General features: G+C 76.2%; 8 protein-coding genes. 2 read left to right on the forward strand and 6 right to left on the reverse strand.

Annotated elements, in window-relative coordinates:
• Positions 1-80: 80 nt before the first annotated feature.
• From IEZ06_RS07485 to IEZ06_RS07510, 6 genes are all read right to left on the reverse strand, one after another.
• A complete protein-coding gene (locus IEZ06_RS07485; RefSeq protein ID WP_189235925.1) occupies positions 81-1,316 on the reverse strand; it encodes a cytochrome P450 in 1,236 nt (411 codons plus the stop codon).
• Entirely contained in the window at positions 1,309-1,515 is a 207-nt protein-coding gene (locus IEZ06_RS07490) for an MbtH family protein (RefSeq protein WP_189235926.1), read from the reverse strand. Before IEZ06_RS07490 ends, IEZ06_RS07485 begins: the two co-directional genes overlap by 8 nt.
• Positions 1,512-2,300, reverse strand: coding sequence for a thioesterase II family protein (locus IEZ06_RS07495; RefSeq protein ID WP_203872087.1), 789 nt, complete (start codon positions 2,298-2,300; stop codon positions 1,512-1,514). The genes IEZ06_RS07490 and IEZ06_RS07495 overlap by 4 nt, the downstream gene beginning before the upstream one ends.
• Positions 2,297-4,165 (reverse strand): non-ribosomal peptide synthetase, encoded by a 1,869-nt coding sequence (locus IEZ06_RS07500; protein WP_189235927.1) that lies wholly within the window; start codon positions 4,163-4,165, stop codon positions 2,297-2,299. Before IEZ06_RS07500 ends, IEZ06_RS07495 begins: the two co-directional genes overlap by 4 nt.
• 105 nt (positions 4,166-4,270) lie before the next feature.
• Positions 4,271-4,978 carry an NADPH-dependent FMN reductase gene (locus tag IEZ06_RS07505; protein ID WP_189235928.1) on the reverse strand — a complete coding sequence of 236 codons (708 nt, stop codon included), beginning with the start codon at positions 4,976-4,978 and terminating at the stop codon, positions 4,271-4,273.
• Positions 4,979-5,074: 96 nt separating this feature from the next.
• Positions 5,075-6,502, reverse strand: coding sequence for an AMP-binding protein (locus IEZ06_RS07510; RefSeq protein ID WP_189235929.1), 1,428 nt, complete (start codon positions 6,500-6,502; stop codon positions 5,075-5,077).
• A 295-nt stretch (positions 6,503-6,797) separates the two neighbouring features.
• Between IEZ06_RS07510 and glyA the strand changes: the two genes are divergently transcribed.
• Together glyA and IEZ06_RS07520 are read left to right on the forward strand one after the other, a co-directional pair.
• On the forward strand, positions 6,798-8,132 hold the full coding sequence (gene glyA / locus IEZ06_RS07515; protein ID WP_189235930.1) for a serine hydroxymethyltransferase: 1,335 nt from the start codon (positions 6,798-6,800) through the stop codon (positions 8,130-8,132).
• A gap of 166 nt (positions 8,133-8,298) precedes the next feature.
• A complete protein-coding gene (locus tag IEZ06_RS07520) occupies positions 8,299-12,513 on the forward strand; it encodes a non-ribosomal peptide synthetase (RefSeq protein WP_189235931.1) in 4,215 nt (1,404 codons plus the stop codon).
• Positions 12,514-12,527: the final 14 nt, after the last annotated feature.

The following is a 12,527-nucleotide window of genomic DNA, read 5'->3' on the forward strand; positions in this document are numbered from 1 at the left end:
GGGCCGTGGCGGTCCGGACGGTCTGGGCGTGCCGGGCGGTCTGGGTGGTCTGGGCGTGCCGGGCGTACCGGACGGCGGGGTCAGGCGGGCGCCGGGATCCGGGCCGGCGAGAGCCGTACCGGCAGGCGGCGCAGGCCCCAGGTGAAGTTCGAGGCGTTGTACACCGGGTCGCCGGTCAGCTCGATCCGCTCGACCCGCCGGGTCAGTTCGGCCACGAAGGCGCTCAGCTCCAGCCGGGCGAGCCGGGCGCCCAGGCACAGGTGGGGGCCGTGGCCGAAGGCGATGTGCCGGTTGGGGGTGCGGTCGGCGAGGAACCGGCCGGGCCGGTCGAACACCTCCTCGTCGCGGTTGGCGGAGACGTTCCACAGCGTCACCCGGTCCCCGGGCTCGACGCGGACGCCGCCGACCTGGGCCGGGCGCATCACGGTACGCAGCGCGTGCACGCCGGGGGTCGTCCAGCGCAGGATCTCCTCGGCCGCCGCGGACGCCCCGGCCGGGCCGGCCGCCCGCAGCAGCTCCCACTGGCCGGGATCGCGCGCCAGCGCGAGCACCCCCCCGGCCGCGGAGTAGCGCGTCGTCTCGTTCGCCCCGGCCAGCACGCCGTTGCAGTTGAAGATGATCTCCTCGTCGGTGAGCGGGCGCTCCCCGCCGGGGACGTCGGCGGCCCGGCGCTCGGTGGCGATGACGCTGACGAAGTCGTCGCCGGGCCGGGCCCTGCGCTCGTGCAGCAGGTCGGCGAAGTAGAGGAAGATCTCGCCGTGCGCACCGCTGCGCTCGGCCTCGTCCTCCGACTCGAAGGCGTCGGTGGTGATGCCGCCGATCCACTCCCGGTCCTCGCGGGGGATGCCCATGAGCGCGCAGACCACGTGGTTGGGGATCTTCTTGGCGACGTCGATGAAGTCGACCTCCCCGGTCTCGGCCGCCTCCCCGACCACCTCGGCGACGACCCCCCGGACGAGCTCCTCCATCCGGGGCATGGCCGACGGCCCGAAGGACCGCTGCAGGACCCGCTTGAGCCGGGTGTGGTCCGGGGCGTCGGAGACGATCAGCATGCGCTGGGCGACCGCCTCGACCGCTCCGGGGTCGCTGTCGAGGCGCATGCCGTACCGCGAGCTGAACGTCTCGGCGTCGGCGTAGACGGCGGCGATGTCCCGGTAGCGGCTGACCACCCAGAACCCGGGGCCGTCCGGCTCCGGGTGCCGGTGGACCGGCGCGTTCCGCCGCAGCCAGGCGAAGACGGGCCAGAAGGCGTCCCTGGCGAACAGGCCGGGGTCGAGGAGGTCCAGCCCCTCGGGCGGGACGGGCAGCTCAGGCATGCCGCTCCCCCGCCCTCCGGCGCAGGTGGAGCGGGCGCGTGTCGGTCCAGTGCTCGTCGACGTACCGGGCGCACGCCTCCTCGCTGCCGCTGAACCCCGCGGCGCGCCAGCCGCGGGGCGGGCCGGCGTCCTGCGGGTGCAGCGCGTGCTGCCCGGCGTCGTTGACCAGCACCGCGTAGCGGCGGGTCCCGTCGTTCATCTCGGGCTCCTCTCGGGGGTTCGGGCGGGCTCGCGGAGCAGCTCGCGCAGCAGCGGCAGGACCGCGCCGGGACGCTCCAGGCAGAAGTGGTGGCCGCCGGGGAAGAGCCGGCGGTGGAACCCGGCGGCGGCGTGGTCGCGCCAGCCCGCGAGCTGGCCGGGGGTCACGGTCTCGTCGGCCTCGCCGCCCCAGGCCTCGACCGGGCACAGCGCGCCCCCCGCGCCGTCGTCGTGGATGTACGTCAGGGACAGCCGGGCGTCGTGCCGCAGGACCTCCAGCGCCAGCTCGCGGCTGTCCTCATCGAGGTCGTCCTCGCCGAGCCCGCGGCCCGCCAGCAGCCGCTCGAGCTCCTCCTCCCCCTCCACCAGGCCCCGGCCCGCGCCGGTCCACATGCCGGGGGGACGGCACGCGGCGACGACCAGCGCGTCCGGCCACCGGCCGTGGCGGCCGCCGAGGGCGCGGGCGACCTCGTAGCCGAGCAGCCCGCCGAAGCTGTTGCCGAAGACGACGAGCGGCAGCCCCGAGGCGAGCGGCCCGGCGGGGTCGCCGGCGATCTCGGCGACGACCGCGCCGACGACCTCCCCGACGCTGCGGGCCGGCGGGTCGGTGAAGCGGTTCTCCCGGCCGGGCAGCTGCACGCCGACCACGGACACCTCCGGCCCCAGCGCGTCCTGCCAGGGGCGGAACTGGCCGCAGCCGGCCCCGGCCTGCGGCAGGCAGAGCAGCGTCGGGCGGGCGGGCCGGGCGGGGCCGGCGGGCCACGACACCAGCCAGGGGCGGCTCACGCCGTCCCCACGAGGGAGTCCTCGGCGAGCCCGTCCAGCGCGGCGGCCAGGCCCTCGGCGGTGGGGGCGGCCAGCAGGTGCGCCATCGTCAGGCGCAGCCCGGTACGGCGGCGCAGCGCCGAGACCGCCCGGGCGGCCAGCAGCGAGTGCCCGCCGAGCTCGAAGAAGTCGGCTCCGGCGTCCTCGACGGGGCGGGCGAGCAGCTCGCCCAGCACCTCGCAGACCAGGAGCTCGCGCTCACCGGCCGGCGGCCGGCCGGTCACCGGCCCGCGCGGGGAGAGCCGGGCGAGCGCCGTACGGTCGACCTTGCCCGTGGGGAGGGTCGGCAGGGCCGCCACGACGGCGACCGCGGCGGGCACCATCGCCTCCGGCAGGCCTGCCGCGCAGCGGGCCCTGACCTCGGCGGCGAGCCGGGCCTCCCCTTCCTGGTCCGGAAGAGGGTCCGGGAGCGAGTCCGGCTCCAGGTCCAGGGCCGGGGCCGGGTCCAGGGCCGGGGAGCCCTGCGGGGTGCCGGGGGCGGCCCGGCCCGCGGCGGCGCCTGCCGAGGGCACCACGGCGAGCCCGACCGCGTCACCGGTCTCCGTGACGAAGGCCGCGGCGGCGCGGACGCCGGGGGCGCGCAGCGCCACGCGCTCGATCTCGCCGAGTTCCACCCGCAGGCCGCGCACCTTGACCTGGTCGTCCAGCCGGCCGTGGTACTCCAGCTGCCCGTCGGGCCGCTCGACCACCACGTCGCCGGTCCGGTACATCCGCTCCCCGGCCTCGCCGAAGGGGTCGGGGACGAACCGTGAGGCGGTCAGGCCCGGCCGGTTGCGGTATCCGCGGGCGACGGCCGCGCCGGCCAGGTACAGCTCCCCCGGGACGCCGGGCGGCACCGGGCGGCGCCGGTCGTCCAGCACGTGGGCGCGGTAGCCGGGGAGCGGCCGCCCGATCGTCCGGACGTCGTCGCCGCGGCGGCTGTCGGCCCAGGTGGCGGCGATCGTCGTCTCGGTGGGGCCGTAGACGTTGAGGATCCTGCGCCCGCCGCCGAACCTGCGCACCAGCTCCGGCGGGCAGGGCTCGCCGGCCACGACCAGGACCCGGGCGCTGGGGATGTCCCCGGTGCAGGAGGCGAGCAGCGACGGCGTGAGGCAGACGGTGCGCGGGCGCACCGCCTCCAGCGCCGCGTCGAGCCCCTCCTCCAGGTCGACGAGGGCGACGCCCTGCCCGTGGCACAGGTAGAGCAGGGTGCACCACAGCCAGCCGTCGAACGCCGGGGAGACGGCGTTGACCCCGAGCCCGCCGGCGGGCAGTTCCAGGCCGGCGAGGGCGCCGAGCAGCGTGTCGAGGCCCCGGTAGGTGACCTCCACGCCCTTGGGCCAGCCGGTGGTCCCGGAGGTGTAGATGATGTAGGCGCAGTCGTCCGGGTCCGGGGGCGCGGCCCACGCGCTCACCCGCCGCCCGGCCGCCTCCTCCGGGAGGAGGGTGCGCGTCTTCGGGGGCGCGGCACCGGGCGGGAGCCGGTCGCCGAGCAGGATCTTCGCCCCGGCGTCGCGGAGCGCGAAGTTGATCCGGTCGGCGGGATGGCCGTCGTCGACCGGCACGGCGGTGGCGCCCGCCCGCCAGACCGCGAGCAGGCCGGGCACCAGCCAGCGTGATCTGCCGGTGCACAGGCCGACGGGCGTCTGCGGGCCGGCGCCGGCGTCGACGAGTGCGGCGGCGAGGGCGTCCACGTGGCGGGCGAGCTCCGCGAAACCGAACTCGCCGTCCGGTGCGCGGACCGCCGTGGCCGCGGGTGCCCGCCGGGCCCACCGCGTCACCGCGTCGAGGACGCGGTACGCGGGTGCGTACCCGCCCGGGGTTTCTGGAGCCGAACTGTGGGTCATCGGAGCTCCTGCTTCGTGACGTGGGTCGCGCCTGGTCCACCCGGACGGGAGTCGACCTCGATATCCGACATATGCAGAAAATAGATAAAGGCGGTTAAATGGCGGTTATCTATCTGCGTGGCGGTAGAGACCCGGCTCCACGGAAATCTCGGGAGACGTTCCGCTGCGGGGCGATCCGCTCTTTCCGGCGTCGAAATATCCGGCGTCGAGCGCCGTCAGCGCGAGAGAGGGCAGGGCGACCTCCTGCGGCCGTCCCGTCCCCGGCACGGAGCCGAGGAACAGGACCTGGTCGAGCATGAGGCCGAGTTGCCGGCGCGTGCGCTCGCTCGCCGGCGAGGCGTCGCCGTCCGGCAGGGAGCCTCCGGTCACGCCGACGCCGAGCGGTGTCGGCCAGCCGCGCAGGGCGTGCACGATGGCCCGCATGGTGGCGAGGGTCGCGGCCGCGCCCTGCTCCCCCCCGGCCAGGGCGACGCAGCCCACCGCCCTGGCGTCGAAGAAGGGGCGTGCGTCCGCGGCCAGTTCGTTGACGTAGTCGAGGGCGTTCTTGAGCAGGCCGGACACGCTGCCGTGATAGGCGGGCGTCACCAGCACGACGCCGTCGGCGCGTGCCAGGTCGTCCAGGAACCGGGCCACCCGGGGGCCGTGGCGGCCGGGCTCCCCGTAGAACGGGAAGTCCAGCTCGGCGCCTCCGAAGAGGGTGGCGGTCGCCCCCCGGGAGAGGCATTCCCGCGCGCACCAGCGGGCCAGGCGCTCGGTGCGCGAGCCGGCGCCCAGCGCGCCGCTCAGCACGGTGACATGAGGAGTGACGGACATTTCCGCTCCTGTCTGTTCGGTTGGCGGGACGGGTCGCGCTCGGTCGGACGGCAGGAGCCCCGGGCTGCGGATGCGTGCTCTCCGGACGCCTGCGGCCTATCCGTCGAGGCGTTCCGGCACCCCCTCCTCCAGCAGCCGCACGCGGTGTCCCGTGGCGAACATGCGGCTGCCGTCCGCGGCGAAGGGGTCGGGGAGGAAGCGGTCGACCGTCGCCGCCGGATCGTCCAGGTAGCCGCGGGCGACCACCGGGCCTCCGACGTAGAGGAAGCCGGTGCCGCCCGCGGCGAGCGGCCGGAGGTCGTCGTCCAGGGCGTACAGGCGGCAGCCGGCGAGCGGCGGGCCGATCAGCGTCCGCGCCGGGCCCGGCCCGGCGGGGAGCGTCCTGCGCCCGGCGCACACGACACCGGTCTCCAGGGATCCGTAGAAGCGCGAGGAGCACCTCGGGGCGGGCGGGCGGGCGGAGCCCTCGGAGGCATCGGCGGTGTCGGCGGGGTCGGCGGGGTCGGCGGCACCGATGCCTCCGGCGCCACCCGTGGCACCGGCGGCGTCCGGCCGCAGGACCGCCTCGGCCCCGCCGTGCAGGACGCGCAGCAGGTCCGCGTTGACGAACTCGGAGGACAGGCGCCCCGACACCGCGACGCGGTCGCCCGGGCGGACCGGGAGCACCTCGCCCAGCAGGGCGTCCAGCTGTCGGTGCTCCAGGACGACGCCCCGCGATCCGCGCTCCGCCGGGTGGTAGAGCACGCAGGCCGCGTCGGACGGGAGCGCACCCGGACCCTGCGCCGGGGCGGCGGGCCGCCCGGTCGCGGCGGATCCGGCCGCCGCGACGGCGGCGGTGGCAGCGGTGGCAGCGGTGGCGGCCGCGGCGGCGCCGATGGCCTCGTCGGTGTCGGTGTCGGGGATCCCGGAATCGGTGACGGCGTCGGGGGTGGCGTCGGTGCCGGTTTCGGTCCCGGCGTCGTCCGGCCAGGTCAGGATGTGCGCGTCGACGTGCAGCAGGGTGTCGGCACGGTCCGTGACGACCGCCCGGACACCGCCGTCGGCGATCACCAGGTCCCGCCAGCCGGCGTCGTCGAGGCTGTCGACCGGGAGGTAGGCGGCTCCGGTGAGGGCGATGCCGAGCAGCGCCGTGAGCGCCGCGGCACCGAGCGGGAGGTACAGCGCGACCCGGTCCTCGGCGCCGATGCCGAGGGCGATCAGCCGCCCGGCGAGCCGGCGCGCGCCCTCCAGCAGCTCGCCGTAGGTGAGACGGGCGCCGCCGCTCAGCGCGACGGCGTCCGGACGGGCGGCCGCGGCGGCGGCGATCCGGCCGGGCCAGCCGGCCGGCCCGTCCTCGTCCGGTTTCCCGGCCGGCCGCATGTCCCGCCACAGCTCGGCCACCTGGACCAGGCACTCCTCGCGCGTGCTGACGAACCCGATCGGCGACCAGCCGCCGGGCACGGCGTCGTCCAGGGGCCATATGCCGTACTGCGCGCGGTGGTTCACCAGAACCTGGAAGTACCGATGCGGTGGTCCCGTGGTCATTGGTCCTCCAGAGTCATCCCGTCAAAGCCGCCGTCGTGGTCGCCGTCAAACCGGTATCGCCGTTCACCCTTCCGGCAACCGGTTGCCGCGCGGTTACGTCGCACTCTGAGGGCCCCGGACCCCCACCCGCCGGCGGGGGAAGGAGGCGGGGAATTCATCGCTTCAATTTCTCATCAATCCTAATAAAGCGTCATAACCGGCACTTAACTGGGGGTGCCTAATCTGCCGTCCGCGGATCGAATTCACCGCCCTTCCGGGAGCCTTTTCCCGGCGGCTCTGACGACTGGAGGCCCGCATGGTCCGGTTGGCCGAATTCCACCGGCGCGCGACGGAGAACCTCGCCGCCGAGGACCCCGAGATCTTCCATCTGCTGGAGCGCGAGATGCGCCGCCAGGCGGACACGCTGGCGATGGTGGCCGCGTGCAGCACCGCGCCGCCGTCGGTGCTGGCCTGCGCCGGCAGCGCGCTGGGGAACGTGACCGCCGAGGGCTACCCGGGCGCCCGCTTCCACGCGGGCTGCGAGGTGGCCGACGACGTCGAGCGGCTGGCCGTGGCCCGGGCCCGCGAGCTCTTCGGAGCCGACTACGCCAACGTGCAGCCCCACTCGGGCAGCTCGGCCAACCTCGCGGTGCTGTTCTCCCTGCTGGAACCCGGCGACACCGTGCTCGGCATGGACCTGGACGCCGGCGGGCACCTCACCCACGGCTCCCCCGCCTCGGTCACCGGCAGGTACTTCCGGACCGCAGGCTACGGCGTGGGCCCCGACGGCTTCATCGACTACCACGAGGTCGCCGAGCTGGCCCGGCGCGTCCGGCCCAAGCTGATCGTCTGCGGCGCGAGCTCCTACCCCCGCACCATCGACTTCGCCCGCTTCCGGGAGATCGCCGACGGGTGCGGCGCCTGGCTGCTGGCGGACATCTCCCACATCGCCGGGCTGGTCGCGGCCGGCGAGCACCCCGACCCGGTCCCGTACGCCCATGTGACCACCACCAGCACCTACAAGCAGCTCTACGGCCCGCGCGGCGGGCTCATCCTGTCCGGGCCCGACGCCGCCCGGCCGGGTCCCGGCGGGAGGGGGACGCTGGCGGGCGCGCTGCAGCGGGCGGTCTTCCCCCGTGCCCAGGGCACCCCGGACCTGGCGGGGGTGGCGGCCAAGGCCCGGGCGTTCGCCGCGGCCTCCACCGGCGCCTTCCGCGCGCTCGCCCTGCGCCTGCGGCTGGACGCCCGGCAGCTCGCGGTGGAGCTGGTGGACCGCGGGCAGGGCCTGATCACCGGCGGGACCGACAACCACCTCGTCCTCATCGACGTGGGCGCCAAGGGCTACACCGGCGTCGTGGTCGAGAGGGCGCTGGAGGAGTGCGGGATCATCGTCAACAAGAACCGCATCGTCGGCGACACCAGGCCCGCCCACGTCACCTCCGGGATCCGCCTGGGCACCAACACGCTCGCGCTGCGCGGCATGGGCCCCGCCGACATGGCCGCCTGCGCCGACCTCTTCTGCCGGGCCGTCGAGGCGGTGGAGCAGCTCGGCGACACCGACTACCGGCTCCCCGCACCCGCCCGCGACGGCGTCCGCGCCGCCGTGGCCCGACTCTGCCGGGACTTCCCGCTGCCCGGCTACCCCGCCTGACCCGGCTCCGCCCGGCTCGACTCCGTCCGGTTCGGCCCGGCCGGGCTCCCTCCGCCTCGGAGGGGCCGGCCCGGGAGGGCCCGGCCGCCGGCCGGCGGCCGGTCGCCGCCGCGAGCACCCCCGAAGACGCCCCGAAGACTCCCCCGAAAACGCATGGAGGTTCCCGGTGAGCGACACCCTCGCCGAACGTATCGCCGGTCTGCCCGCCTCGCGCCGCGCCCTGTTCGAAGCACTGGCGGGCGCGGGCGCCGGGCCCGCCGGGCAGGACGACCCGGAGCCCCGGACCGGTGGCGAGCCGGCGGTGATGTCGTTCGCCCAGCGGCGGCTCTGGTTCGTCGACCAGCTGCAGCCGGGCTCGCCGGCCTACAACGTGCCGGTGGCCACCCGCATCCGCGGTCCGCTGGACGTCGGGGCGCTGCACGGCGCCCTGCAGGACGTGGTGGACCGGCACGAGGTCCTGCGCACCGTCTACCCCGGACGCGGCGAGGAGGCGGTGCCCGAGCTCCTGCCGGACCACCGGCTGCCCCTGCCGGTCGTCGACCTGCCGGACGAGGCCGCGATCGGCCCGTTCCACGCCGCCGACGCGGTCGCCCCGTTCGACCTCGCCCGTGAGGCGCCCATCCGCGCCGCCCTGGGGCGGCTGGGCCCCGAGGACCACGTCCTGCTGCTGAACGTCCACCACATCGTCACCGACGGCTGGTCGATGCGGCTGCTCTCCACCGAGCTGGAGCGCTGCTACGCGGCCCGCGCGGCGGGCCGCGACCCCGGCCTGGCCCCGCTCCCCCTCCAGTACGCCGACTTCGCCGCCTGGCAGCGCAGGCGGGTCGGCGGCGAGCGGCTGGACAGGCTCAGGGACTACTGGACCGGCGAGCTGGCGGGCGCCGCCCCGGTGGACCTGCCCACCGACCGGCCCCGGCCGCCGCTGTTCGGGCACGAGGGGGGCTCCCGCTACGTCGAGCTGCCCGCCCCGCTGGTCGCGGCGCTGCGCGAGCACGGCAGGGCGGCGGGCGCGACGCTCTTCATGACGCTGCTGGCCGGCTTCGCCGCCACCCTGGCCCGCCACACCGGCCAGGACGACGTCGTGGTCGGCACGTCGGTCTCCGGCCGCGACCACCCGGCCGTCGCCGACCTGATCGGCTTCTTCGTCAACACGCTGCCGCTGCGGGTCAGGACAGGCGGCGACCCCACGTTCGACGAGCTGGTCCGCTCCGTCCGGACCACCACCCTGCAGGCCTACGCCCACCAGGAGATGCCGTTCGACCTCATCGTCGACGCGCTGAAGATCCCGCGCGACCCGAGCCGCCCGCCGCTCACGTCCGTGATGTTCCTGCTCGACGAGACGCCGGACACCGCACCGGAGCTGGCGGGCCTGCGGACCGAGCCGGTCGAGTTCGAGTCGGGCGTCACCAAGTACGACCTGATGGTCAGCGTGCACGACAGCGGCACCACCGTCCGGGCCCTGGTGGAGTACCCCACCGCCCTGTTCGACCCGGAGACGGTCGACCGGCTGCTGCAGCGCTTCCTCACCCTCCTGCGGGCCGCGGTCGAGCGGCCGGAGGTGCCGCTGGGGGACCTGCCGCTGCTGTCGGAGGCCGAGCGGCGGGCCGTACTGCACGACTGGAACGCCACCGGGGCGCCGTTCCCGGACCGGACCTGCCTGCACCGGCTGTTCGAGGAGCACGCCGACCGCCGTCCCGGCGCGCCCGCGCTGGTCTGCGGCGGCCTGGACGGCTGGACGGTCACCTACCGCGAGCTGGAGGAGCGCGCCAACCGGCTGGCCCACCACCTGATCGGACTGGGCGTGCGGCCGGGCGGCGCGGTGGCGCTGTGCCTGCGCCGCGGGCCCGCCCTCGTGACGGCGATCCTCGCCGTGCTCAAGGCCGGCGGCGCGTACGTGCCGCTGGACCCGGACTACCCGCCGGACCGGCTGGCCTTCATGGTCCGCGACGCCGCGGCCCCGGTCCTGGTCGCCACCGCGGAGACGGCGGCCCGGATCCCGGCCGGCGAAGGACCCCCCGGAGCCCCCGCGGGCGCCGGGGATTCCGCGGGCGCCGTGCGGGTGCTGCTGGACGCCGACGGCGCGCAGATCGCCGCCCGCCCCGCCCACCGCCCCGTCACCCGGGTCACCGCCCGCGACCTGGCGTACGTCATCTACACCTCGGGCTCCACCGGGACCCCCAAGGGGATCGCGCTGGAGCACCGGGGGGTCGTCAGCAACCTGCTCGACCTCAACCGGTCGTACGGCGTGCGCCCCGGGGACGCGGTCCTGGCGCTCTCGTCCCCCAGCTTCGACATGAGCGTCTACGAGGTCCTCGGCATGCTGGGCGCGGGCGGGACCCTGGTCCTGCCCGACCCGGCCGCCGCGCGCGACCCCGCCCACTGGGCCGACCTGATGACCCGGCACGGGGTGACGGTGTGGAACTCCGCGCCCGCCCTGCTGGACCTGCTCCTGGACCAGCTGGAGCACGCCGGGGGCCCGGACCTGCCGGATCTGCGGGTCGCCTTCCTCGGCGGCGACTGGATCCCGGTCGCCCAGCCGGACCGGATCCGCGCCTTCGCCCCCGGGCTGGCGTTCGCGGCCCTGGGCGGGGCCACCGAGGCGTCGATCCACTCCATCGAGTTCCCCGTCCACCGCGTCGACCCCTCCTGGGCGCGCATCCCCTACGGCAGGCCGATGGCCAACCAGCGGGCCTACATCCTCGACGAGCGGCTGCGCCCCGTGCCGGTCGGCGTCCCGGGCGAACTCCACCTGGGCGGGGCGGGCCTGGCCAGGGGCTACCTCAACCGGCCGGAGCTGACCGCGGAGCGGTTCGTGACCGTCGAGCTGGAGCCGGGGCTCACCGAGCGCCTGTACCGGACCGGCGACGTCGCGCGCCACCGTCCCGACGGCGTCATCGAGCTGCTGGGCCGCACCGACTTCAGGATCAAGCTGAACGGGCTGCGCATCGAGCCGGGCGAGGTGGAGGCCGCGCTGCGCGGGCAGCCGGGCGTGCGCGACGCCGTCGTGGTGGCGCGCGGCGGCGGGCCCGGCGAGGGCGCGGCGCGGCTCGTCGGCTACCTGGTCCCGGAAGCAGGCGCAGCGGAAGGCACGGAGGAGGGCCCGGGGGAAGGCACGGAGGAGGTCGCGGGGGTGGACCCGGCGGCCGTACGGGCCGCGCTGGCCCGCGTGCTGCCGCCGCACGCCGTACCGTCCGCCCTGGTGCTGCTCGACCGCCTGCCGCTGAGCCCGAACGGCAAGGTGGACCGTGCCGCGCTGCCCGCGCCCGCCGCCGGGTCCACCGTGTCCCCCGGGTCCACCGGCTCCGGCACCGCGCCCACCGCGCACAACGGGTCCGGCGGGTCCGGCGGGTCCGGCGGGTCCGGCGCGACCGCTCCGGCGGACGGCGGGCCCCTCGCCGCCGCGGTCGCCGCCGCCTGGGGCGAGGTCCTGGGCGTCGGCGGCGTCGGCCCCGACGACGACTTCTTCGCCCTCGGCGGCGACTCCTTCGCCGCGGTGCGCGCCGTGCGGGCGGTCCGCGAGGACCTGCGGGTGGTGGAGCTGTTCACCCATCCGACGCCGCGCCGGCTCGCCGCCCGCCTGGCCGAGCTCACCGGGCCCGGCGGGGAGCAGGCCGCGCCCGGCGCCCCGCACCGTCTGCTGTACCGGCTCACCCCCGAGACCGGGCGCGAGCCGGAGCTGACCCTGGTGTGCTTCCCGCACGGCGGCGGCGACGCCATCGCCTACCGGCCGCTCGCCGCCGAGCTCCCGCCGGAGATCGCCCTGGTGGCGGTCTCCCCTCCCGGGCACGACCCGGTGCGCCCCGGCCCGATGGTGCCCGTCACCGAGCTCGCCGAGCTCGCCGCCACCGAGATCGCCCGCACCGTGCGCGGCCCGTTCGCGGTCTACGGCCACTGCGCCGGCGTCGTCGCGGCGCTGGAGACCACCCGCGTCCTGGAGGGGTACGGCCTGCGCCCCCGCGCGCTGTACCTCGCCGCCGCCCTGCCGGAGGACGACCCCGAGTACTCGCTGGAGATGGAGCGGATCTCCAGCGACGACGACCTCGTCGCGCACCTGCGGTCCATGGACGGCTTCGACGGGGTGCTCGACGAACGCGACCTGACCACGGTGATCCGCATGGTCCGGCACGACATGACGGAGGCCGCCCGCTTCTTCGGCCGCACGTCCGCCGGCTTCACGCCCCGCCTGTCCACCCCGCTCACCTGCATCATCGGCGACGCCGACGAGGCGACCGAGGGGTACGGGGAGGGCCACCTGGCCTGGGGCCTGTACGCCTCCGAGGTGGGGCTGGCCGTCGTCCCCGGCGGCCGCCACTACTTCGCCAAACACCTGCCCCGGCAGCTCGCCGAGCTGCTGACCGAGTTCCACCGGCCGACCCGGTGACCACCGCTGACGGA

The organism is Planomonospora antibiotica, assembly GCF_014647955.1.
Classification (GTDB): domain Bacteria; phylum Actinomycetota; class Actinomycetes; order Streptosporangiales; family Streptosporangiaceae; genus Planomonospora; species Planomonospora parontospora.